The following is a 23,598-nucleotide window of genomic DNA, read 5'->3' as shown; positions in this document are numbered from 1 at the left end:
GGCCAGCCGTCAGATGGCGGCCGAGAGGGTCGCCCGCGTGCCCAATTCGATCGGCTCGTAGACGATCTCGGTCTTCAGGCTGTTCGCCATGGCCGCCATCAGCCGGCGGCCGAGCCCGGTGCCGCGCGCGGGGGCCGCGGTGGAGAAGCCGCTGCCGTCATCCTCGACCACGAGACGAAAGCGCTCGCCCTCCGCCTGCTTCAGCGAGATGCGGATCTCGCCGGGCGCTCCGGGCGAATAGGCGTATTTGCAGGCATTGCTGACGAGTTCGTTGACGATGACGCCGAGCGAGACCGCACGGTCCGTGTCGAGGCGGATGGGATCGGTGTCGAGACGCATCGGGCGCGGCGCCGAGGGGGTCGACCAGGTCTCCTCCAGCTCGCCGACCAGGGCCGCCAGATAGTCGGTCATGTCGACGAGATCGACGTCGTCGGACGTGTAGAGCCGGCGATGGACCTGCGCGATCGCGAGGATGCGGCGCTGCGTGTCGCGGAGCGCGGCCTTGGCGCTCTCGTCGGACACGCTTCCGGCCTGCATCTGCACGAAGCTCGACACGAGCTGCAGGCTGTTGGCGACGCGATGGTTGACCTCCTTCAGGAGCGCCTGGAGGCGGCCGTTGGATTCGCGCAAGGCCGCTTCCGCATTCTCCTTGTCGCGTCGGAGCTGACGGCGCTCCAGAGCCTGGACGAGGCTGCCCGCCAGGAGATCGAAGAAGTCGTCGCCGATCGATTTGACGACATAGTCGCTCGCCCCCGCCTTCATCGCGGCGATGGCGATCCGGCTCTCCTCCGAGCCGGTCACGTAGATGACGGGCGGCGGGTCCGGCTGCTCCAGAAGACGCTTCAGCGTCTCCAGTCCGTCCTGGCCCGGCATGTAGTGATCGACGGCGACCACGTCGAACCGTCCCTCCGCCTGCGCGGCCTGACCCTCCGGGCCGGATGCGGCCGTCACGACCTCGTATCCACGGCGCGAGAGCGCGCGCGCCGTCAGGCGGCACAGGCCCTCGTCGTCGTCGATATAGAGGAGGCGCGGCGCCGAACTCATCTGGCGTCGTCCTCCACGTCCGGCACCTGGATGACGCTGAGAAAGAGGCCGAGCTGGCGGATCGCCTGGGCGAAGCTGTCGTAGTTCACCGGCTTGGTGATGTAGACGTTCGCGCCGAGATCATAGCAGCGCTGGATTTCGACCTTGTCGTCCGTCGTGGTGAGGACGACGACGGGCGTGCGCTTCAACGGCCCGTCCGCCTTCATCCGGGCGAGGATGTCGGTGCCGCTCATGTCGGGAAGGTTGAGATCGAGGAGCACGAGCGCTGGGCCGTTCTTCGCGGGGCCTTCCGGCGCGTTGAAGAGATACTCCATCGCCGAGGTGCCGTCCGTGAAATGGCGGATGGCGTTGGTGACGCCGGCGCGACGGATGTTCTTCTCGATCAGCCGGGCATGGCCCTCGTCGTCCTCGATCATGACGATGTTCACGGTCTGATGCGCGCTCATCGAGCCTGCTCCTTGTTCGCATGGTAGCGCGGCGGCATCGATATGCCGAACGTGGCGCCCCGATCGAGCTGCGACTCGCAGCTGACCATCCCGCCCAGCCTGTAGGCCAGGGCGCGCACATGGGCCAGTCCGATGCCTTCGCCCGGTTGATCTTGCATTCCCGACCGGCGGAAGAGATCGAAGATCCGCTCGTGGTCCTTGGGGTCGATGCCCCGGCCGTTGTCCTCGATCTCGTAGAGGATGCGCCCCTTTTCGCTCCGTCCGCGCACGGTGATTCGCCCGGGCCGGCCCGGCTTCAGGTACTTCACGGCATTCTCCACGAGATTGGAGAAGATCTGCTCCACCGCGACGCGGTCGCTGACGAGGCCCGGCATCGGCCGGACCACCTCGACCTCCGCGCCGATCTCGTCCAGCCTGTGGCGCAGGCTGGCGACGATGCCGTCCGCCATCTCGCCGATGTCGAGCGGCTCCGGCGTGATGATGCGCCGCCCCTCCCGCGAAAGACGCAGGATCGCGTTGATGAGCCGGTCCATCTTCTGCGTCGAGGAGCGGATGAAGCCGATCGCCTCCGGCAGATCCTCGCGCACCGCGAGCTTGGCCGGCTCGGTCACGAAGTCGGGCGCGTCGGCCTCCAGCCGGTCGATCAGCTCGCCCAGCGGCTTCGTCGCCGCGTCCAGCTCGGCGGTGAAGCCCATGACGTTGACCAGCGGCGAGCGCAGGTCGTGGCTGACGATATAGGCGAAGCGCTGGATTTCGTCGTTGGCGCGCTGGAGGTCCGCGGTGCGCGAGGCGACTGCGCCTTCGAGATTCTCGTTCAGCGCGGCCAGCGTGTCGCGCGAGCCCTTCAGCTCGCGCATGCTGCGCCGGACGGTCCAGACCGTGCCGGCCGCCAGGAGCAGCACCAGCCCTCCCGCCGCGGCGAGGATGAGATAGGAGGTCCGGATACTGGCTTCCTGGCGCGAACGGCGCTCCGCCAGGAGCCGCTGTTCCGCGGCCGTCATGCGCCGGGCGATCTCGCGGATCTCGCGGACGACATCGGCGCTTCCGCTCGCAATGAAGTCGTTTCGCGCGGACTCGGGATCGCCGATCCGCCGGGCCTCGATGGCGCGGGACACGTCGTCGAGCTGGCGCTGGCTCGCCTTGCGAAGCTCGGCCACGAGGACTTCCTGCGCCGGGTTGTCCTTCGTCAGCTGGGCCACCCGCTCCAGGAGACTGGTGGCCGAGGCCGCGGCTTCCGCGGCGCTCGAGGCGAATCGCTCGTCGGCATCGAGAAGGAAGCCGCGCCGCGCCGTCTCGCTGCGCTCCGTCAGGCCCCGAAACTCGGCAAGGGACAGTTCGACCTCCAGCGTGTGCGTCACGAGATCGCTGATCTCGTGCGAGCGCACCACGCCCCAGACCGCCGCCCCGACGCCGAGGCCGACGCCGAGAAAGCCGAGAAGAATGGCGAGAAGGATGAAACGTTCGAAGAACCGGTTCGAAATCGTCATGGCAGGCTGTCGTCCCGTCGTCCTGGCGTCGTGCGAAGGCGCCGGCGGGCGTTTTGCGCCCGCCGTTCGACGCTCGCAGAAGTGCCCCGGAGCGAGCGAGAGTCCAGCCCCTTCGTTGCGCCTCGACGGGAATGACGGGCGCGCTTTCGGTTCGACGCCGTCCGCCGCCGCTCAGAGAAGAGCGGAGCGGATCGCCGGATAGAGCGCGCGGTAACGGCCGTAGGCCTCCTCGAAGGCGCCCTCGTGCTCGCGGCTCGGCTGGAAGGCACGGGCGGCCGGCGGCTCCGACATGACCTCCAGCGGATCGGCGCCCGTCGCCGCGCAGAAGCCGAGACGCGCGGCACCCAGCGCGGCGCCGAAGTCGCCGGCCGCCGGCAGCACGATCTCCGCCCCGAGCACGGTCGCCATGGTCTGCAGCCAAGCCGGCGAGCGCGAGCCCGCCCCGACCGCGATCAGGCGCTCGATGCCGCCCCGCCCGACGCCGGCCTCCAGGCAGTCGCGCATGGAGAAGGCGACGCCTTCCATGACGGAGCGCGTCATCGCGGCACGATCGGTGCCGGCCTCGAGGCCGACGAAGGCGCCGCGCACGCCGGCATCGTTGTGCGGCGTGCGCTCGCCCGACAGGTAGGGCAGGAAGAGAAGCCGCCCCGGGCCCTCGGCCGTATCGCCGACGGCGCCGGCCAGCGCGGCGGGCGTCTCGCCGAGAACGGAGGACAGCCATTCGAGCGAGCCGGCCGCCGAGAGGGTCACGCCCATCTGGTGCCAGGTGGCGGGCAGCGCGTGGCAGAAGGTGTGCAGCGCCGTTTCCGGGCGGGGCGCATAGGATTCGGCGGCCGTGAAGAGCACGCCGGACGTGCCGAGCGAGAGGAAGCCCGAACCCGGGCGCACCACGCCGACGCCGCAAGCCGAAGCCGCATTGTCGCCGCCGCCGCCCGCGACGACCGTTCCCGCCGGAATGCCGAACTCGGCGGCAAGCTCGGGCCGCAGCGCGCCACCGGCCTCGGTGCCCTCGACGAGACGGGGCATGTGCGAGCGGTCGAGCTTGGTGCGCGCGAGCATGGCGTCGGACCAGTCGCGCGCGCCGGTATCCAGCCAGGACGTACCCGCCGAATCGGACATTTCGGACACCGCCTCGCCCGTCAGCCAGAGGCGGAGATAGTCCTTGGGAAGGAGGACGCGGCGGACCTTCTCGAAGATCGCAGGCTCGTTGCGCGCGACCCAGAGAAGCTTCGGCGCGGTGAAGCCGGGAAAGACGATATTTCCGGTGATCGCGCGCGCCGCTTCGTCGTCGAGTTCGGCGGCTTCCGCGTGGCTGCGCGTGTCGTTCCAGAGAATGCAGGGGCGCAGCGGCGTCTCGTCGGCACCGAGGATCGTCGCCCCATGCATGTGCCCGGACAGGCCGATGCCGACGACGGCAGCCATTTCGGCGCCGTGGCTCGCCTTGAGCTGCGCCAGGGCGGACCGGCAGGCGGCGATCCAGCTGTCGGGGTCCTGCTCGGACCAGCCGAAATGCGGACGCTCGACCGAGAGCGGAACGCTGACGGTCGCGATCGGCGCTTGGTCGGCTCCGACGAGCAGCACTTTCAGCGACGAGGTTCCAAGGTCGAGACCGAGCGTGTTCGTCATGATCATTCTCTCCCTGACGGTCGAGGCCGCCCTCTCGCTGCCCCGCCCGCTCCTCCGCCGCAAGCGGCTCCGATCGTTTGAGGTACGTAGCGCAAAGCGCGAAGCCGGAGCAAGACGCGCAAGTTCCAGGACGGTCCTGCCCCGCCGCGACTGGAAGCCCGCGCCGCAATCGGCTAGCGCTCCCCCGATACACCGTCCCCGGAGAGGTCCCATGAGCCGCATCGTCTATGTCAACGGCGACTACCTGCCCGAGGCGGAGGCGAAAGTCTCCGTCTTCGATCGCGGCTTCCTGATGGCCGACGGGGTCTACGAGGTGACGACGGTCGTCGGCGGCAAGCTGATCGATTTCGCCGGCCACGCCGCGCGGCTGGAGCGCTCGCTCGGCGAGCTGGAGATGGCGCGACCGCTTGGCACCGAGGCTCTGCTGGAGGTCCACCGCCAGCTCGTGACCCGCAACGGGCTCGACGAGGGCCTCATCTATCTCCAAGTGACGCGCGGCGTCGCCGACCGCGACTTCGCCTATCCCGCCAAGGATACGGCCCCGACGCTCGTCCTCTTCACCCAGCGCCTCGCCGTCCTGGAGCGCGAGAGCGTGAAGCGCGGGATCAAGGTCGCCTCCGTGCCGGACCTTCGCTGGGCGCGCCGCGACATCAAGACGGTGCAGCTTCTCTACCCGTCCATGGCCAAGATGGCGGCCAAGGCCAAGGGCGCCGACGATGCCTGGATGGTCGAGGAGAACGGCGAGGTGACGGAGGGCTCCTCGAACAACGCCTATATCGTCACCGGCGCCGGCACGATCGTCACGCGCCCGCTCGGCCATTCGATTCTCCACGGCATCACGCGATCCGCCGTCCTGCGCCTTGCGGCCGAGACCGGCCTCGGCGTCGAGGAGCGGCCTTTCGCGCTTCACGAGGCGAAGGCGGCCCGGGAAGCCTTCATCACCTCGGCCTCCGCCTTCGTCACGCCCGTCGTCGAGATCGACGGCACGGCCATCGGCGACGGCCTGCCCGGAGAGACGACGAAGCGGCTCCGCGCCATCTACATCGAGGAGAGCCTCGCACGGGCGATCTAACGAATCGGCCCTCCCCGCGACCGTCGGTTTCGCTTGGCAAAGGTCGGGCGCGCCGGCGGGTTTCGCTTTTCAAGATCGAGGTTTCGCTTTAGAGAAGATCGAACCCTTGGATCTCGGATGCGGGAAACCCATGCTTTCGGAACGCCAGCAGCAGATCCTGGAAATGGCCAAGCGGGCCGGCCGCGTGCAGGTCGAGGACCTCGCCCAGCGCTACGAGGTCAGCGTTCAGACCATCCGGAAGGATCTGAACGAGCTCTGCGACCAGCGCCTCCTGTCCCGGGTCCACGGCGGCGCCATTCTCTCCTCCGGCGTCGAGAATGTCGGCTACGATGCGCGTCGCGCGATCGCAGCCTCGGAAAAAGCCGCGATCGGGCGCGCCGTCGCCGACCTCATCCCGGACCGCGCCTCGCTCTTCGTCAACATCGGCACGACGACGGAGGCCGTCGCGCAGGCGCTTCTGCGCCATGCCGGGCTCATGGTAATCACCAACAATATCAACGTCGCGACCGCCATGCGGCCCTATCCCGAGATCGAGGTCGTCATCGCCGGCGGCGTCGTGCGGCGCTCCGACGGCGGCATCGTCGGCGAGGCGGCGGTGGATTTCATCCGCCAGTTCCGGGTCGACTTCGCCGTGATCGGCGCCTCCGCCATCGATGCCGACGGCTCGCTTCTCGACTACGACTACCGCGAGGTCCGCGTCGCGCAGGCGATCATCTCCAACGCCCGGCACGTCATCCTGGCCTCCGACGCGACGAAGTTCGAGCGCAGCGCCCCGGTGCGAATCGGCCATCTCAGCCAGATCGACACCTTCGTCACCGACCACTGCCCGCTCGAGTCCATCCGCGCCGTCTGCGCCGAGCAGAGCGTCCGCCTGATCGAAACGGAGCGCAGCTGAAGCGCTCGCTTGACTTTCGGTTTGTTTTCGCCAATCCTCCATTCAGTTTCGCAAGCGCAACCGATTTGCTGCAATGCGAAAAGGGCGGACCATGACGCATTTCGACGTCTTCATCATCGGCGGTGGCATCAACGGCTGCGGCATCGCGCGGGACGCGGCCGGCCGCGGCTATCGCGTGGGCCTTGCCGAGATGAACGATCTGGCGTCCGGCACCTCGTCCTGGTCGACCAAGCTGATCCATGGCGGCCTGCGCTATCTCGAGCACTACGAGTTCCGGCTGGTGCGCGAATCGCTGATGGAGCGCGAGGTGCTCTGGCGCATCGCGCCGCACATCATCCGCCCGCTGCGCTTCGTGCTGCCCCATGCCAAGGGCCTTCGCCCCGCCTGGATGCTCCGCCTCGGCCTCTTCATGTACGACCATCTCGGCGGCCGGAAGGCGCTGGCGGCCACGCGCACGGTCGATCTGACGAAGGGTCCGCTCGGCGCGCCGCTGAAGAAGATCTTCGCCCGCGGCTTCGAATATTCGGACGCGCGGGTGGACGATGCCCGGCTCGTCGTCCTCAATGCCCGCGACGCCGCCGCCCGCGGCGCCGACATCCGCGTGCGCACCGAGGTGACGGAGGCGCGCCGCGAGGGCAAGCGCTGGCGCATCACCCTTCGCGAGCGGGACGGCGGCGCCAAGCGCGTCGTCACGGCGGACTTTCTCGTCAACGTGGCCGGCCCCTGGGTCGACCGCGTGATCCAGGCGGCCATGGGGCGCAACGAGGCCCATCACATTCGCCTCGTGCAGGGCTCGCACATCGTGACGACCAAGCTCTTCGACCACGACCGCGCCTACATCTTCCAGAACGCCGACAACCGCATCATCTTCGCGATCCCCTACGAGGACGACTTCACCCTCGTCGGCACGACCGACCAGGATTTCGACGGCGAACCGGGCGCGGCGAAGATCACCGAAGGCGAGATCGACTATCTCCTCTCGGCCGCCGGCGAGTATTTCGAGAAGCCGCTCTCGCGCTCCGACATCGTCTGGACCTTCTCCGGCGTTCGCCCGCTCTACGACGACGGCGCCTCGAAGGCGCAGGAGGCGACCCGCGACTACGTGCTGAAGGTCGAGGGCGACAAGGCGGCCGGCGAGGCCGCCGTGCTGAACGCCTTCGGCGGCAAGATCACGACCTATCGCAAGCTGGCCGAAGAGGTTCTGGAGCGCATCGGCGAGCGCATCGGCGAGCGCGGGTCCCCCTGGACGGGCGGGCAGGCTCTGCCCGGCGGCGCCTTTCCGCTCGACGGCGTGGGCGCGCTGGAGGCGCGCGTGGCGACCGCCGCGCCGCGTCTCGACCAGCGCACCGTGCGGCGGCTCGTGCGGTCCTACGGGCTCGACGCGCCGAGTTTTCTTGCCGGCGCCGATCTCGGCGAGGACTTCGGCCACGGCCTCTTCGCAGCCGAGGTCGACTGGCTGATCGCACAGGAATGGGCCGTGACGGCGGACGACGTCCTCTGGCGGCGGTCCAAGCTCGGCCTTCGGTTCTCCAAGACCGAGATCGAGCGGCTCGACGGCTACATGCGCGAACATTCGCGGCTGGGGCGGCTCGCAGCGGAATGAGACCATCCGGCCGGCCTCGATGGCGCCGGTCGCGACCTTGACATCAGACGACCTCGGGAGGGTGCGGTGCTGGAACTGATCGACGTCGGCAGGACCGTCGGAGCTGAAACGCACATCGCGAATGTGTCGCTGACGCTCGAGCGCGGTTCGCTGAACGTGCTGCTCGGACCGACCCTGTCGGGCAAGACGAGCCTGATGCGCCTCATGGCCGGCCTCGACCGGCCGACCAGCGGCCGTATCGTCATGGACGGCCGCGACGTGACCGGCGTTCCCGTCGCCAAGCGCAACATCGCGATGGTCTACCAGCAGTTCATCAACTACCCCGCGATGACCGTCTACGAGAACATCGCCTCCCCCCTCCGCATCCAGGGCAAGTCCGCGGCCGAGATCGACACGGCGGTTCAGAAGGCGGCCGGGCTGATGAAGCTGACGCCCTATCTGCAGCGCACCCCGCTGAACCTGTCCGGCGGCCAGCAGCAGCGCACCGCGCTCGCCCGCGCCCTCGTGAAGAATGCCGAGGTCGTGCTGCTCGACGAGCCGCTCGCCAATCTCGACTACAAGCTGCGGGAAGAGTTGCGCGAGGAACTGCCGCGCCTCTTCGCCGAAACGGGCGCGGTCTTCGTCTATGCCACGACCGAGCCGACCGAGGCGCTGCTGCTTGGCGGCAACACGGCGACGCTGAGCCAAGGCCGCATCACCCAGTTCGGCCGCACGCCCGACATCTACCGCCGCCCGGCCGATCTCGTGACGGCGCGCACCTTCTCCGATCCTCCGCTGAACGTGCTCGAGCTCATCAAATCCGGCACGCGCCTCTCCTCCGCCTCCGGCCTCGACGTGCCCGTTCCCGAGCGCTTCCACGCGCTGGCGGACGGGCCCTACAAGGTCGGCCTTCGCCCGCACCACCTCTTCCTCGGCAGCGCCCGCGGCGAGAACGTGCGCCTGAAGGGCCGCGTGGTGATCTCGGAGGTCACGGGCTCGGAAAGCTTCGTCCATGCCGATTGGGACGAGACGCGGATCGTCGCGCTGGTGCGCGGCATCCACCGCGTTTCGCCGGGCGATGCGGTCGAACTCGGCTTCGATCCCGCCGATATGCTCCTGTTCGAGCCGAGCGGCCGGGCGGTCGCATCGGCCCTTCCGTTGGCGGCTTGAGGAACGACCATGGCCCGCATCCGCCTCGACCACATCCGCCACGCCTACACGCCCGAACTCGCGCGTGCCGGCAATTACGCGCTCCGCGAGATCGACCACGCCTTCGAGGACGGCGGCGCCTATGCGCTGCTCGGCCCGTCCGGCTGCGGAAAGACGACGCTTCTGAACATCATCTCCGGCCTGCTGACGCCCTCCGAAGGCCACGTTCGCTTCGACGAGCGCGACGTCACGGACCTGTCGCCCGAGCTGCGCAACATCGCGCAGGTCTTCCAGTTTCCCGTCATCTACGACACGATGACGGTGCGCGAGAACCTCGCCTTCCCCCTGAAGAACCGGAAGGTGCCGAAGGCCGAGATCGAAACGCGCGTCACCGACATGCTCCGCCGCATCGGCCTGGAGACCAAGGCCGACCGGAAGGCCCAGGGACTGACGGCCGACGAGAAGCAGAAGATCTCGCTCGGCCGTGGCCTCGTGCGGTCGGACGTGAACGCCATCCTCTTCGACGAGCCGCTGACCGTCATCGACCCGCACATGAAGTGGCAGCTCCGCTCGCAGCTGAAGGAGCTGCACCGCCAGTTCAAGATGACGATGGTCTACGTCACGCACGACCAGACGGAGGCACTGACCTTCGCGGATAAGGTCGTCGTCATGTATGACGGCGAGGTCGTGCAGATCGGCACGCCCGAGGAGCTGTTCGAGCGCCCGCGCCACACCTTCGTCGGCTATTTCATCGGCTCGCCCGGCATGAACGTGCTGCAGTGCCAGCTGGACGGCACGGACGCGGTGGTCGGAAGCGCGCGCATCTCCATGCCCGGCGGCGCGCGCGCGGCGGCCGCCGGTGCCAAGACCGAACTCGGCATCCGCCCGGAATTCGTGCGCCTCGTTCCGCGCGGCCAGGGCCTGCCCGTCACGATCGACCGCGTCGAGGATGTCGGCTCCGAGCGCATCGTGCGCGCCTCGCTCTTCGGACAGAAGCTGGTTTCGGTTCTCAGCGAAGGCACGAGCCTTCCCGCCGAGGCCGACGCCGTCTTCGATCCGGCCGCTCTCAATCTCTATGCCGACTCCTGGCTGGTCGAGCGGAGGCCGTCATGAACAAGACATTCGATAACAAGGCATGGTTCTTCGTCCTGCCGGTCCTGCTGCTGGTCGCCTTCTCGGCGGTCATCCCGCTGATGACGGTCGTGAACTATTCGGTGCAGGACAGCTTCGGCAACAACCAGTTCTTCTGGGCCGGCACCGAATGGTTCGTGGAGACGCTGACCTCCGAGCGCTTCCATCAGGCGCTCCTGCGCAACCTCCTCTTCTCCGCCATCATCCTCGCGCTGGAAGTGCCGCTCGGCATTCTCGTCGCGCTGGCCATGCCGAAGAAGGGCATCTGGGTTCCGGTCTGCCTCGTCCTGATGGCTCTGCCGCTGCTGATCCCGTGGAACGTCGTCGGCACGATCTGGCAGGTCTTCGGGCGCACCGATATCGGTCTTCTCGGACACACGCTGACCGGTCTCGGCATCGAGTACAACTACGTGCAGAACACGTTCGATGCCTGGGCGACGCTGATCGTCATGGACGTCTGGCACTGGACGAGCCTCGTCGTGCTCCTCTGCTATGCCGGCCTCGTCTCGATCCCGGACGCCTACTATCAGGCCGCCAAGATCGACGGCGCCTCGCGCTGGGCCGTGTTCCGCTACATCCAGCTGCCCAAGATGGGCCGCGTGCTCCTGATTGCCGTGCTCCTGCGCTTCATGGACAGTTTCATGATCTACACTGAGCCCTTCGTCGTCACGGGCGGCGGACCCGGCAATTCCACGACCTTCCTCTCGATCGATCTCGTGAAGACGGCCGTCGGACAGTTCGACATCGGTCCGGCCGCCGCGATGAGCCTGATCTACTTCCTGATCATCCTTCTCCTCTCGTGGATCTTCTACACGATCATGGAGAATGCCGGCCGGGACCGCGCCGTGAAGGAGCCGGTGGAATGAGCGCACAGACCATGGTCACGTCCACCGCGGAAGCCGGCGGCATCCCCGCGAGCGCCCATTCGGAAGTCGCCCTGAAGGCCCGCTCGCGCCGCCGTTCCGGCTCGTTCAAGCCCAAGGCCCTGATCCCGATCGTCTATATCTTCTTCCTCCTGTTGCCGATCTACTGGCTCGTCAACATGAGCTTCAAGACGAACACGGAGATCACCAACGCCTTCACGCTCTGGCCGGTCGAGCCGACCTTGCGCAACTACACGGTGATCTTCACGGACCCGTCCTGGTACGACGGCTACATCAACTCGATCATCTACGTCGTGATGAACATGGTGATCTCGGTCTCCGTCGCGCTGCCGGCCGCCTATGCCTTCTCGCGCTACCGCTTCCTCGGCGACAAGCACCTGTTCTTCTGGCTCCTGACGAACCGCATGGCGCCGCCGGCGGTCTTCGCCCTGCCCTTCTTCCAGCTCTATTCGGCCTTCGGCCTGATCGACACGCATATCGCGGTGGCGCTGGCGCACTGCCTGTTCAACGTGCCGCTCGCGGTCTGGATTCTCGAAGGCTTCATGTCGGGCGTGCCGAAGGAGATCGACGAAACCGCCTATATCGACGGCTATTCCTTCCCGCGCTTCTTCTTCAAGATCTTCACGCCTCTCATCGCGAGCGGCATCGGCGTCGCGGCCTTCTTCTGCTTCATGTTCTCCTGGGTCGAGCTTCTCATCGCCCGCACGCTGACCGTGACCGACGCCAAGCCGATCTCCGCCATCATGACCCGCACCGTCTCGGCCTCCGGCATGGACTGGGGCGTGCTGGCCGCCGCCGGCGTCCTCACCATCATTCCCGGCGCGATCGTCATCTGGTTCGTGCGCAACTACATCGCCAAGGGCTTCGCCCTGGGGAGGGTTTGACCATGCCTGACCTGTCCTGGATGGCCTGGACCTGGCCGACCGCGATCTTCTTCCTGTGCATCTTCGGGCTGATCGCGCTGATGGGCGTGTGGGAATACGTCTCGCCCGGCGGCAATCCGCGCTACGGTATCCTGCGCTTCGAGACGACTCGCGGCGACCGGCTCTTCCTCACACTTCTCGGCTCGGCCTTCATCTGCCTCGGCTGGCTCGGCTCGACCGAACTGCCGCTCTGGTATGCGCTCTTCGTCTGCGCGGCCTATGCGGTCCTCGTCTTCCGCCTCGTCTGAGGCAAACCCTTCGCTCCGGATGGCCGGAGCGGTATACGGCGCGCGCGACCTCGGCCGGTCGACGCGGACAGCGTCCGGAAACGGCGACCGGCCCTGAACACTCTGGGAGGAGAACCCCGATGAAACGCAACTGGTTGCTATCCTGCGCGGCGCTCGCGCTGACGCTCGGTGCGAACCCGGCCTTCGCGGGCATGGACGAGGCGAAGGCCTTCCTCGACGCCGAGGTGAAGGATCTCTCCACCCTTCCCCGCGCGGACCAGGAAAAGGAGATGCAGTGGTACATCGATGCCGCCAAGCCCTTCGCCGGCATGGAGATCAAGGTCGTCTCCGAGACGCTGACGACGCATGAATACGAGTCTAAGGTCCTGGCGCCCGCCTTCACCGCCATCACCGGCATCAAGGTGACGCACGATCTGATCGGCGAGGGCGACGTCGTCGAGAAGCTCCAGACCCAGATGCAGTCGGGCGAGAACATCTACGACGCCTATGTCAACGACAGCGATCTAATCGGCACGCACTGGCGCTACAATCAGGTCCGCAACCTGACCGACTGGATGGAAGGCGACGGCAAGACCGTCACCAGCCCGACGCTCGATCTTCCCGACTATATCGGCACGTCCTTCACCACGGCGCCGGACAAGAAGCTCTACCAGCTGCCCGACCAGCAGTTCGCGAACCTCTACTGGTTCCGCTACGACTGGTTCAACGACGAGAAGAACAAGGCCGACTTCAAGGCGAAGTACGGCTACGACCTCGGCGTTCCCGTGAACTGGTCCGCCTACGAGGACATCGCCGAGTTCTTCACCGGTCGCGAGATCGACGGGAAGAAGGTCTATGGCCACATGGACTACGGCAAGAAGGACCCCTCGCTCGGCTGGCGCTTCACCGATGCCTGGCTCTCGATGGCCGGCAACGGCGACAAGGGCATTCCGAACGGCCTGCCGGTCGACGAATGGGGCATCCGCGTCAACGAGCAGTCCCAGCCGGTCGGCTCCTGCGTCGCGCGCGGCGGCGACACGAACGGCCCCGCGGCCGTCTACTCCATCCAGAAGTATCTCGACTGGATGAAGGCCTACGCTCCGCCGACCGCGCAGGGCATGAACTTCTCCGAAAGCGGCCCGGTCCCGGCGCAGGGCGAGGTCGCCCAGCAGATCTTCTGGTACACGGCCTTCACCGCCGATGCCGTGAAGAAGGGCCTGCCCGTCGTCAACGAGGACGGAACGCCGAAGTGGCGCATGGCCCCCTCGCCGCACGGCGTCTACTGGAAGGACGGCATGAAGCTCGGCTACCAGGACGTCGGTTCCTGGACCCTGATGCAGTCGACCCCGGTCGACCGCGCCCAGGCCGCCTGGCTCTACGCCCAGTTCGTCGGCTCCAAGACCGTCGACGTGAAGAAGAGCCATGTCGGCCTGACCTTCACGCGCGAATCCACGATCCGCGACAAGAGCTTCACCGAGCGCGCGAAGAATCTCGGCGGCCTTGTCGAGTTCTACCGCTCGCCGGCCCGCAAGCAGTGGTCGCCGACCGGCACGAACGTTCCCGACTACCCGAAGCTGGCTCAGCTCTGGTGGCAGGCTGTCGGCGATGCGGCCGCCGGCAACAAGACGCCGCAGGAAGCCATGGACAGCCTCTGCGCCGAGCAGGAAAAGGTGATGCAGCGCCTGGAGCGCGCCGGCATCCAGGGCGACAAGGGCCCCAAGCTCAACGAAGAGAAGGACATGGCCTACTGGGTCGAGCAGGCCAAGGCGAACGGCACGCTCGCCCCGCAGCCCAAGATCGAGAACGAGAAGGAAAAGCCGGTCACCGTCAATTACGACGAGCTGGTGAAGAGCTGGGCGGACGCCAACGCCGCCGCGAAGTAAGCGCGGCCCGCGCAACGCGGCTCTAACGACGACGACGGAAAGGCCGGGCCCTCCCGGCCTTTCCCATATCCGCTCCACCGATCTCGCCCCCCTTTTCTGGAAGGCAAAGCTTCATGTCCGGCTACGTCCTCGCGATCGACCAGGGCACCACCTCGACGCGCTCCATCGTCTTCGACGACGCCTTCCGCATCGTCGGCGTCGGGCAGCAGGAGTTCGAGCAGCACTTCCCGCAATCGGGCTGGGTGGAGCACGACGCCGAGGAAATCTGGAAGACGGTCCTGGCGACGATCCGCACCGCGCTCGCCGACGCCTCCCTTTCGGCCGCCGACATCGCCGCGATCGGCATCACCAACCAGCGCGAGACGACGGTTCTCTGGGATCGCGGCACGGGCAAGCCGGTCCACAACGCCATCGTCTGGCAGGACCGCCGAACCGCTCCCTTCTGCCGCAAGCTCGTGGAGGACGGCGCGGAAGCGATGGTGACGGCGAAGACCGGCCTTATCATCGATCCCTATTTTTCCGGCACCAAGCTGCGCTGGCTCCTCGACAACGTGGAAGGCGCTCGGAGCGCTGCCGAAGCCGGGAAGCTCGCCTTCGGCACGATCGACAGCTTCCTCCTCTGGCGCCTCACGGGCGGCAAGGTCCACGCGACCGACGCGACCAATGCCAGCCGCACCATGCTCTTCGACATCGTCGAGAACCGCTGGGACGACGAGCTTCTCCGGCTTCTCGACATTCCCGCCTCGCTCCTGCCGGAGGTCATGGACTGCGCGGCGCGCTTCGGCGAGACCGATCCCGCTCTCCTCGGCACCGCGATCCCGATCCTCGGCATGGCCGGCGACCAGCATGCCGCGACCGTCGGCCAGGCCTGTTTCGAGCCCGGCATGATGAAGGCGACCTACGGCACCGGCTGCTTCGCCGTTCTCAACACGGGCTCCGAAAAGGTCGTCTCGCGCAACCGCCTTCTCTCGACCGTCGCCTACCGGCTGGACGGCGTCACGACCTACGCGCTGGAGGGCTCGATCTTCATCGCGGGCGCCGCCGTGCAATGGCTTCGCGACGGGCTGAAGATCGTCGAGCGTGCCGATGCCACGGGCCCGATGGCGGCCTCCGCCAGCGACGCCGAGCACGTCTATCTCGTGCCCGCCTTCACCGGCCTCGGCGCACCCTGGTGGGACGCCGAGGCGCGCGGCGCGATCTATGGCCTCACCCGCAACACCGGCCCGAACGAGGTCGCCCGCGCCGCGCTCGAGGCGGTCTGCTTCCAGACCGCCGACCTTCTCGACGCCATGCGCCGCGACGGCGCGGCGAGCGGCAGGACGGTCCTGCGCGTCGATGGCGGCATGGTCGCCTCCGACTGGACCATGCAGCGCCTCGCCGACATCCTCGCCGCCCCCGTGGACCGGCCCGTCGTCCTGGAGACGACCGCGCTCGGCGCGGCCTGGCTGGCCGGCTACAAGGCCGGCGTCTGGCCCGACCGCGCCGGCTTCTCCGCCCGCTGGCAGCTCGAACAGCGGTTCGAGCCGAAAATGGACGCCGTGACGCGCGGCACCAAGCTCACCGGCTGGCAGGACGCCGTGCGCCGGACGCTGTCGAAGCCCGCCTGAACGCTTCCCCGCACGAAACCTCGGGGACCGAAGAAGCGCTTCCGCCTCGTGACGCCGGCCTGCGCCATGCTATCGTCGCGCCTGGGCGCCGAAGCAGCATGATCGGGAGGAACGCCATGGGTTTCGGTTGGAAAACGGCGGCGCTGGCCGTCGCGCTGACGCTCGCCGGTGCTCAGGGGGCCCTTGCGCAGGAAACCGTCCGCGTCGGCGTCCTCAAGTTCGGCACGGTGAACTGGGAGCTCGATGCGATGAAGCGCAACGGGCTCGACGCCAAGCACGGAATCTCCGTCGAGGTGCAGCCCTATGCCGGCGAGGACGCGACGGCCGTCGCGCTCCAGGGCGGCGCGGTCGACATGATCGTCTCCGACTGGCTCTGGGTCTCGCGCATGCGCGCCGAGGGCGTGCCGTACGTCTTCGCCCCCTATTCGACCTCGGTCGGCTCGATCATGGTGCCGAAGGACAGCCCGATCCGCGCGCTGAGCGATCTGAAGGACAAGCGCCTCGGCGTCGCCGGCGGTCCGCTCGACAAGAACTGGCTCCTCATCCAGGCGCTCGCCCGGCGCGAAGGCAAGATCGACCTCGCGGAAGAGGCCGACATCGCCTATGCCGCGCCGCCGCTCCTGGCCGAGAAGGCGAGACAGGGCGAACTCGACGCCGTCCTCATCTTCTGGAACTACGCCGCGCGCCTCGAAGCCGCCGGCTTCCGCGAACTCGTCTCGGGAGAGGAAGCCGCAGGCGCGGCAGGTGCGAGCGGCCCCGTCGCGGCGATCGGCTATGTCTTCCCCGAGGGTTTTGCCAAGGCTCATCCCGCCGCCGTCGAGGGGTTCCTCGCGGCCTCGCGCGAGACCAAGGCGCTGCTGGCAACTTCCGATGCCGAATGGACCGCCCTCGCCCCGCTGGTCAGAGCGGAGGACGAGGCGACGCTCCGCACCCTGCGCGATCGCTACCGGCGCGGCATTCCTGCCCGGCCGGTGGCCGAGGAGGAGAAGGACGCCGAGCGGCTCTACCGGACGCTCCGCGCGATCGGCAGCGAGAAGCTGGTCGGGCGCGGCGAAGTGCTGGACCCTGGAACCTACTGGGCCGGCTTGAAGAATGCCTCCTAACTCCGGCGCAGCCGCCGCAGCGCGAGCTCAGGCGATGCCGGCGCTCGTCGCGCTCGCATCCCTCATCGTGCTTCTTCTCGTCTGGTCTGTCGCGGCCCATCTGGCGCAGTCGCGGCTGGTCCCGACGCCCTCGGCGGTGCTGGCCGCCGGCTGGGCCGACACGCGGACGGGCGAGTTGCCCTATCATCTCGCCATGACGCTGATGCGCGTCGCCGGCGCCTTCGTCGTCGCGATGGCGCTCGGCTCGGCGATCGGCATCGCGCTCGGCATGAACCGGGGTGCCGACCGCTTCTTCGATCCCTGGCTCGTGCTGTTTCTGAACATCCCGGCCCTCGTCGTGATTGTCCTCGCCTATCTCTGGATCGGGCTGAACGAGACGGCCGCGATCGGCGCGATCGCGGTGAACAAGATTCCGAACGTCGTGGTGACGTTTCGCGAAGGCGCGCGGGCGCTCGACCGGCCGCTCGCGGAAATGGCGAAAGTCTATCGCTTCGGCTTTCTCGATCGCCTGCGCCATCTCGTCCTACCGCAGCTCCAACCCTATGCGGCGGCGGCCTCCCGCTCGGGCCTCTCGCTGATCTGGAAGATCGCCCTCGTCGTCGAACTGCTCGGCCGCTCCAACGGCGTCGGCTTCCAGATCAATCTCTACTTCTCGCTGGCCGACGTCGCCGCGATCCTCGCCTATACGCTCGCCTTCGTCGCCGTCATGCTCGCCATCGAACTTCTGGTCCTCCAGCCGCTGGAAGCGCGCGCCACCCGCTGGCGGGGCCGTCATGCCTGACCGCAAGGATATCGAGGCCGGCGGCGGACTGCGCGTGGCGATCGAGGAGAAGACCTTTCTCTCGGCCGATGGCGTAAGCGTCGAGACGATCCGGGGCCTCGCCTTCGAGGCGCGAGCCGGCGCCTTCACCACGCTGATCGGCCCGTCCGGCTGCGGCAAGACGACGACGCTGCGGCTCATCCTCGGCCTCGACGCCGAGTTTCGCGGCACGATCGCTCGGCCGACGGATGATGGGCGCATCGCCGCCGTCTTCCAGGAGCCGCGCCTTCTCCCCTGGCGCGACGTGGAGACCAATGTCCGCCTCGCATTGCCTAAGGCCATGCGAACCCGCGATCTGGCGCCGCTCTTCGAAACGCTGGGGCTCGCCGGCATGGAGCGTCGCTTTCCCGGCGAGCTGTCGCTCGGCCTTGCCCGCCGCGCCGCACTGGCCAGAGCCTTCGCCCTGGAGCCCGCGCTGCTCCTTCTCGACGAGCCTTTCGTCTCGCTGGACGAGGAGACGGCGACCCGACTTCGCGCCCTCCTGATCGAGGTCTGGTCGGCCCGGCCGACGACGGCGCTGATGGTCACGCACAACCTGCGCGAGGCCGTGGAACTGTCGGACCGGATCGTTTTCCTATCCCCCCGCCCTGCCCGCGTGCGCGGCATCGAGGACATCTCGACGCCGCGGACCGAGCGGGACCGGGCCTGGCGCGAGGCGACGTTGGCAAGGCTCGACGAGACCTATCCCGGCGTTCTCTGAGCGACCGCGCGAGCCCCTTTCCGCCCTCGGCGGCTTGACCTTCGCAGCGCGGCATCCGACCTTGGTCGCATGAACATGATTCGATCCGTCTGCGTCTATTGCGGCTCCTCCTCGGGCCGCGACGCATCCCATCTCGCGGCCGCCGAAACCCTCGGGACCGCTCTTGGAGCATCCGGCATCCGCCTCGTCTACGGCGGCGGCACGAAGGGCATCATGGGTGCCGTCTCCGATGCCGTGATCCGCGCAGGCGGGCAGGTGACGGGCGTGATCCCGCGGTTCCTGATCGACATGGAGGCGACGGAGTCCGAGCTGAAGCGGCTGGACGAACTCGTGATCACCGACGACATGCACCAGCGCAAGCACATCATGTTCGAGCGCTCCGATGCCTTCGTCGCCCTGCCCGGCGGCATCGGCACGCTGGAGGAGCTGATCGAGATCATGACCTGGGGCCAGCTCGGCCGGCACCGCAAGCCCGTGGTCATCGCCAATGTCGGCGGCTTCTGGGACCCGCTCTCGGCCCTGCTCGATCATATGCGGGCGGAAGGCTACATCCACACCGGCCATCAGGTCCGCCCGCTCGTCATCGACCGCGCGGAGGACATCGTGCCCGGGCTGAACGCCGCCGCGGCCGGCACGTCCGGTCTGGAGACCGGTGATCTCGCGGTGATCGACAAGCTCTGACCGGCCCTGCCGAGGTAGGCTCCGCCCGGTCGTCAGGCGACCGGCGGCTCCGCCTCCAGGCGGCAGCGCTCGGCGCGCAGGCGTGCCCGCCTTTCGAAGAGAAGCGAGCCGACATAGATCGCGACCGCGCTCCAGATCAGCGCGAAGGCAATGAGCTGCCAGTTGGAGAACGGCTCGCCGAAGACGAAGACCGCGGTCAGAAACAGCATGGTCGGCGAGACGTATTGCAGGATGCCGATCGTGGAATAGTCGAGGAGCTTGGCTCCCGCCGTGAAGAGGATCATCGGGATCGCGACGAGCGGGCCGTAAACGATCAACAGGATGGCCGTCGACGTGTCCGCCGTGAAGTGGCTGGGCTGCCGGCCGGCCAGCACCAGCAGGAAGACGACGGCCGGTCCGATGAGGACCAGGAGCTCGACGAAGAACCCCTCGATCGACCCGACCGGCACGACCTTGCGCAAAAGCCCGTAGAGCCCGAACGTGATCGCCAGGACGAGCGCGATCCAGGGCAGCCCACCCGCCTGAACCGTGAGAATGACGACGGCGATGCAGGCAAGCGCGATGGCGAGACTTTGCGTCCGCGTCGGCCTTTCCGAAAGAAAGATCGCGCCGAAGCACACGTTGACCAGCGGGTTGATGTAGTAGCCGAGCGCCGCGTCAATCGCGTGCCCTTCGATGATCGCATAGGTGAAGACGCCGAAGTTCACCGAGATGATCGCCGCCGTCAGCACGAGGATCGCGAGATGCTTCGGCGTGCGGAACACTTGCGCAACCGCACCGAAAAGCCCTCGCCACCAGACGATCAGAACCGTGAACGGCAAAGCCCACACGATGCGATGCGACACGAGCTCCAGCGCCGGGACATGCGAGAGCTGCTTCATGTAGAGCGGAATGACGAGGCCCCATATGAGATAGGCACCGAGCGCATATCCAAGACCCCGCGAGGCCGGCGATCGTTCACGCTGAGAGAGCAATTGTCACCAAAGTTACAGAGACCGAGAAGCGCCGGAATCAGCGGATCGGAGAGCTCCAGTCCGGCTCGTCGATATGACCCGGATCGACGTCGCCGTCGAACCAATCCCGCTGATGGATGCTGCCATCCTCCAACACTTCGATGAGCTTGTTGACAGGCAGCTCGTACATATCGGCGAGATGGTCCAAGACCACTCCGAACAGGCGCTTCTGGTCGTCGCGCTCGACATTGGGGACGATGACGATCAGACCGTTATGAAGCTCCTGAGCGGCATATTCCTTGAGAAAATCCCTCCGGTTGTTGGTCACGAAGATGTAGTCGTTCTCGAGCGCGAAGCGCGTCAGGTTCCAGTCCTGCCAGCCAGCCTTCCCGATATGCGGTCCGAAGTCCGCATCGAGACCTCGGGCCTTCGCGACCGCAACAAGCTGGGCGCTCAAACATTCGTCGATGAAGAACCGGTCCATCCGAAGCGGTCAGCCCGCGACCCTTCGGGACGGTTCCCTCGTCTCCACCAAGCTCTCGCCCAGTTCGAGTTCGGCCCATTCGCGAACGGCTTTGATCCCGTCGACAGGCAAGGTGGGATAGTCCTCGAAGATTTCCTCGTCGGAACGTCCCGCTCTCAGATAGGCGACGATCGTCATCGCAGGAACGCGGGTTCCTTTGACGACCGGAGAGCCGCTCATGACGGAGGAGTCGCGGACGATCCGAGAGGCAACCTTCGGCTTTCTGGCAAGAGTGACCATCATTCGTTCCTTCCGAAGGCCGGAACGATGCGCCGACCGAACGAAAATGTAGCACGCGGACGTCCTCGGTACGAGCACGCTCCGGCCCCGAGGACGGGGCCCGATCCGGGCGATGCCGGTCGAACGTGCAGCAATTGCCGCCGTGACGTTTCGGCTTGGATCGGCCGATCCTTTGCCCCAGGTCAGCGGCCGGCGAAGGCGTCGGTCGCCGCGATCAGCCGTTCCAAGATGCCGGGATCGGAGAAGGCGTGGCCGGCGCCCTCGACGAGATGGAACTCGGCCTTCGGCCAGGCCTTGTGCAGCGCCCAGGCGTAGCGGGCGGGACAGGGCATGTCGTAACGACCGTGGATGATCACGCCCGGAATATCGGCGATGCGGTGGGCGTTCCGCAGGAGCTGGCCCTCTTCCAGCCATCCGGCATGGACGAAATAGTGGTTCTCGATCCGCGCGAAGGCCAGCGCGAACCGGTCCTCGTCGTGTTTGGCGCTGCTTTCGGGGTCCGGCAGGAGCGTGATCGTCTCGCCCTCCCAGAGGCTCCAGGCCTTGGCCGCCTCGATCTGCGCCACCGGGTCGTCGCCGACCAGCCGCTTGCGGTAGGCCGCCATGAGATCGCCCCGCTCGGCCTCCGGGATCGGGGCGAGGAAGCGCTCCCACTTGTCCGGGAACATCTGCGAGACGCCCCACTGATAGTACCATTCCAGCTCGGCCCGGGTCAGCGTGTAGATCCCGCGCAGAATCAGCGCCGAGACGCGCTCGGGATGGGTCTGCGCATAGGCCAGCGCTAGCGTCGAGCCCCAGGAGCCGCCGAAGACGAGCCAGCTTTCGACCCCCGCCATCTCCCGCAGCCGTTCGATATCGGCGACGAGATGCCAGGTCGTGTTGGCCTCCAGCTCGGCATGCGGCGTCGAAAGCCCGCAGCCGCGCTGGTGGAAGAGCAGAACGTCGTAGCGGGCGGGATCGAAGAGGCGCCGATGCGTCGCCGTGGCGTACGAGCCCGGCCCGCCATGCAGGAAGACCGCCGGCTTGGCGCCGGGCGTGCCGACGCGCTCCCAATAGACGCTGTGCCCGTCGCCGACATCGAGATGGCCGGACGCATAGGGTTCGATCTCGGGATAGAGGGCGGGCGTGCGGCTCATGGCTTGGGCTTCCAATCGAGATCGGTGTCGTGGTCGGGATGCTGGTAGGAGACGAAGCTTGCGAGAAAGGCCGGTGCGTCCTCGCCGTCCTCGCCCTCCATCGTGTCCCGCGCGGGTAGCTCGTGCAGGCGATCGACATAGCCGATGCGGGCTTCCGTGCCGAATTGAATGACCGGCGCGATGGCGGAGGGATCGTCGAAGGCACCGATCGCCAGCGAGAGACCGTCGGGCGCCTCATAGGTCAGCGGCGTGCCGCAGGCCGAGCAGAAGCCGCGGCTGACGGCATCGGACGAGCGGAAATGCGAGAGGCTCCCTCGCGTCCAGGCCAGCCGTTCGGCCTCGACGCCCACGAGCGGCGCGTAAAAGGCGCCGAACGCCTTCTGGCACATTCGGCAGTGGCAGATGGAGGCACGCCCGAGCGCGCCCTCGATGCGGAAGCGCACGGCGCCGCACTGGCACCCGCCCGTGTAGAGCGGCCTGTTGTCGAGCGACATCGGATCGATCCTTCCCTGGTTCACTCGTCGGCGAAACGCCCGGTCGCGGCCAGGAGTTCGGCGAGGATGCCCGGCTCGGAAAAGGCGTGGCCCGCGCCCTCCACCATCCGGTGCTCGGAGCCCGGCCAGGCCTTGTGCAGCGCGTAGCCGGTGGCCGCCGGCGTCACCACGTCGTAACGTCCCTGCACGATCACGCCGGGAATTCCGGCCAGGCGTCCGGCATCGCGCAGGAGCTGGCCCTCCTCCAGCCAGAGGTCGTGGATGAAGTAATGGTTCTCGATCCGCGCGAAGGCGATGGTGGATTCGCCGGCCGGGGCCGGCTTGCGCGGCGGCGCGGCGGGCCCGATCCCCGCATCCCGGCGCAGCATGACCGTGCCGCCCTCCCAGGCCGCCCAGGCGCCCGCCGCCTCCGAGCGCACCTGCGCGTCCGGGCTCGTCAGCCGGAGGCGATAGGCCTGCAGGGGCTCGTGGCGCTCGGCCGCGTCGAGGGGACCCAGAAACGCCTCCCAAAGTTCGGGAAAGAGCCGGTTGGCGCCGTCGCGGAAGAACCAGTCGAGTTCCGAGCGCCGGCCGGAAAAGACGCCGCGCAGCACCATGGCCGTCACGCGCTCGGGATGCGTCTCGGCATAGGCGAGCGCCAGCGTCGCGCCCCATGAGCCGCCGAAGAGCATCCAGCGTTCCACGCCCATCATCAGGCGCAGGCGTTCGAGATCGGCCACGAGATGCCAGGTCGTGTTCGCTTCCAGCTCGCCCTGCGGCATGGAGCGGCCCGCGCCGCGCTGGTCGAAGAGCAGGATGTGATAGCGCTTGGGGTCGAACAGCCGACGGTGATGCGAGCCGAAGCCGCTGCCCGGCCCGCCATGCAGGAACACGACCGGACGCCCCTCGGGATTGCCGCACAGCTCGTAATAGAGCGTGTGGCCGTCGCCGACGTCGAGGCGGTCCATCTTGTAGGGTTCGATCGGCGGATAGGGTTTCGGCGGCTCGACCAT

Annotated in this window: 24 protein-coding genes; 14 read left to right on the top strand and 10 right to left on the bottom strand. The window is 67.5% G+C overall.

From position 1 onward, the window contains the following. Window positions 1-9: 9 nt before the first annotated feature. From ASG62_RS19360 to xylB, 4 genes are all read right to left on the bottom strand, one after another. Complete coding sequence (locus ASG62_RS19360; RefSeq protein ID WP_056697313.1) at window positions 10-1,044, bottom strand: sensor histidine kinase; 1,035 nt, start codon at window positions 1,042-1,044, stop codon at window positions 10-12. Continuing rightward, window positions 1,041-1,490, bottom strand: a complete 450-nt coding sequence (locus ASG62_RS19355; RefSeq protein WP_056697312.1) for a response regulator — start codon at window positions 1,488-1,490, stop codon at window positions 1,041-1,043. Before ASG62_RS19355 ends, ASG62_RS19360 begins: the two co-directional genes overlap by 4 nt. Beyond that, complete coding sequence (locus ASG62_RS19350) at window positions 1,487-2,977, bottom strand: sensor histidine kinase (protein ID WP_056697311.1); 1,491 nt, start codon at window positions 2,975-2,977, stop codon at window positions 1,487-1,489. Before ASG62_RS19350 ends, ASG62_RS19355 begins: the two co-directional genes overlap by 4 nt. A 171-nt stretch (window positions 2,978-3,148) precedes the next feature. Beyond that, complete coding sequence (xylB, locus tag ASG62_RS19345; protein ID WP_056697422.1) at window positions 3,149-4,603, bottom strand: xylulokinase; 1,455 nt, start codon at window positions 4,601-4,603, stop codon at window positions 3,149-3,151. Window positions 4,604-4,814: 211 nt separating this feature from the next. Between xylB and ASG62_RS19340 the strand changes: the two genes are divergently transcribed. From ASG62_RS19340 to ASG62_RS19275, 14 genes are all read left to right on the top strand, one after another. Next, window positions 4,815-5,675 carry a D-amino-acid transaminase gene (locus ASG62_RS19340; protein WP_056697310.1) on the top strand — a complete coding sequence of 287 codons (861 nt, stop codon included), beginning with the start codon at window positions 4,815-4,817 and terminating at the stop codon, window positions 5,673-5,675. Between the two features lie 130 nt (window positions 5,676-5,805). Beyond that, window positions 5,806-6,570: a DeoR/GlpR family DNA-binding transcription regulator gene (locus ASG62_RS19335; protein WP_056697309.1), complete on the top strand. Its 765-nt coding sequence runs from the start codon at window positions 5,806-5,808 to the stop codon at window positions 6,568-6,570. Between the two features lie 91 nt (window positions 6,571-6,661). Further along, window positions 6,662-8,173 carry a glycerol-3-phosphate dehydrogenase gene (gene glpD / locus ASG62_RS19330; protein ID WP_056697308.1) on the top strand — a complete coding sequence of 504 codons (1,512 nt, stop codon included), beginning with the start codon at window positions 6,662-6,664 and terminating at the stop codon, window positions 8,171-8,173. Window positions 8,174-8,239: 66 nt separating this feature from the next. Further along, the gene (locus ASG62_RS19325; protein WP_056697307.1) at window positions 8,240-9,322 is read left to right on the top strand and encodes an ABC transporter ATP-binding protein; all 1,083 of its coding nucleotides are present in this window, start codon (window positions 8,240-8,242) and stop codon (window positions 9,320-9,322) included. Window positions 9,323-9,331: 9 nt separating this feature from the next. Further along, window positions 9,332-10,414 (top strand): ABC transporter ATP-binding protein, encoded by a 1,083-nt coding sequence (locus ASG62_RS19320; protein WP_056697305.1) that lies wholly within the window; start codon window positions 9,332-9,334, stop codon window positions 10,412-10,414. Then, the gene (locus ASG62_RS19315) at window positions 10,411-11,298 is read left to right on the top strand and encodes a carbohydrate ABC transporter permease (RefSeq protein ID WP_056697304.1); all 888 of its coding nucleotides are present in this window, start codon (window positions 10,411-10,413) and stop codon (window positions 11,296-11,298) included. Before ASG62_RS19320 ends, ASG62_RS19315 begins: the two co-directional genes overlap by 4 nt. Further along, window positions 11,295-12,200, top strand: a complete 906-nt coding sequence (locus ASG62_RS19310) for a carbohydrate ABC transporter permease (RefSeq protein ID WP_082537390.1) — start codon at window positions 11,295-11,297, stop codon at window positions 12,198-12,200. Before ASG62_RS19315 ends, ASG62_RS19310 begins: the two co-directional genes overlap by 4 nt. Before the next feature lie 2 nt (window positions 12,201-12,202). Beyond that, a complete protein-coding gene (locus ASG62_RS19305) occupies window positions 12,203-12,487 on the top strand; it encodes a DUF2160 domain-containing protein (RefSeq protein ID WP_056697302.1) in 285 nt (94 codons plus the stop codon). 119 nt (window positions 12,488-12,606) lie between these two features. Then, window positions 12,607-14,349, top strand: a complete 1,743-nt coding sequence (locus tag ASG62_RS19300; RefSeq protein WP_056697296.1) for an ABC transporter substrate-binding protein — start codon at window positions 12,607-12,609, stop codon at window positions 14,347-14,349. Between the two features lie 113 nt (window positions 14,350-14,462). Beyond that, window positions 14,463-15,956, top strand: a complete 1,494-nt coding sequence (gene glpK, locus ASG62_RS19295; RefSeq protein WP_056697290.1) for a glycerol kinase GlpK — start codon at window positions 14,463-14,465, stop codon at window positions 15,954-15,956. A 116-nt stretch (window positions 15,957-16,072) separates the two neighbouring features. After that, window positions 16,073-17,059 (top strand): ABC transporter substrate-binding protein, encoded by a 987-nt coding sequence (locus ASG62_RS19290; RefSeq protein WP_244487642.1) that lies wholly within the window; start codon window positions 16,073-16,075, stop codon window positions 17,057-17,059. A gap of 34 nt (window positions 17,060-17,093) precedes the next feature. After that, window positions 17,094-17,840 carry an ABC transporter permease gene (locus ASG62_RS19285; protein ID WP_056697281.1) on the top strand — a complete coding sequence of 249 codons (747 nt, stop codon included), beginning with the start codon at window positions 17,094-17,096 and terminating at the stop codon, window positions 17,838-17,840. Next, a complete protein-coding gene (locus ASG62_RS19280; RefSeq protein WP_056697278.1) occupies window positions 17,833-18,579 on the top strand; it encodes an ABC transporter ATP-binding protein in 747 nt (248 codons plus the stop codon). Before ASG62_RS19285 ends, ASG62_RS19280 begins: the two co-directional genes overlap by 8 nt. A gap of 69 nt (window positions 18,580-18,648) precedes the next feature. After that, window positions 18,649-19,260, top strand: coding sequence for a TIGR00730 family Rossman fold protein (locus tag ASG62_RS19275; RefSeq protein ID WP_056697276.1), 612 nt, complete (start codon window positions 18,649-18,651; stop codon window positions 19,258-19,260). A gap of 32 nt (window positions 19,261-19,292) precedes the next feature. On the opposite strand, the gene rarD is transcribed toward ASG62_RS19275, so the two are convergent. The 6 genes from rarD to pip (ASG62_RS19245) form a co-directional block, all read right to left on the bottom strand. Then, entirely contained in the window at window positions 19,293-20,234 is a 942-nt protein-coding gene (rarD, locus tag ASG62_RS19270; protein WP_056697274.1) for an EamA family transporter RarD, read from the bottom strand. A gap of 37 nt (window positions 20,235-20,271) precedes the next feature. Next, window positions 20,272-20,697, bottom strand: a complete 426-nt coding sequence (locus ASG62_RS19265; RefSeq protein WP_056697272.1) for a DUF5615 family PIN-like protein — start codon at window positions 20,695-20,697, stop codon at window positions 20,272-20,274. A 9-nt stretch (window positions 20,698-20,706) separates the two neighbouring features. After that, window positions 20,707-20,979, bottom strand: a complete 273-nt coding sequence (locus tag ASG62_RS19260; protein WP_056697271.1) for a DUF433 domain-containing protein — start codon at window positions 20,977-20,979, stop codon at window positions 20,707-20,709. Between the two features lie 179 nt (window positions 20,980-21,158). Beyond that, entirely contained in the window at window positions 21,159-22,112 is a 954-nt protein-coding gene (gene pip, locus ASG62_RS19255; protein WP_056697270.1) for a prolyl aminopeptidase, read from the bottom strand. Next, window positions 22,109-22,606, bottom strand: a complete 498-nt coding sequence (locus tag ASG62_RS19250) for a GFA family protein (protein ID WP_056697267.1) — start codon at window positions 22,604-22,606, stop codon at window positions 22,109-22,111. Before ASG62_RS19250 ends, pip (ASG62_RS19255) begins: the two co-directional genes overlap by 4 nt. Window positions 22,607-22,626: 20 nt before the next feature. After that, complete coding sequence (gene pip / locus ASG62_RS19245; RefSeq protein ID WP_056697265.1) at window positions 22,627-23,598, bottom strand: prolyl aminopeptidase; 972 nt, start codon at window positions 23,596-23,598, stop codon at window positions 22,627-22,629.

The sequence above is a fragment of the Aureimonas sp. Leaf427 genome (assembly GCF_001425485.1).
Taxonomy (GTDB): Bacteria; Pseudomonadota; Alphaproteobacteria; order Rhizobiales; family Rhizobiaceae; genus Plantimonas.
Note: the sequence above shows the minus strand (reverse complement) of the source record. Positions and strands in the feature narration are given on the sequence as shown.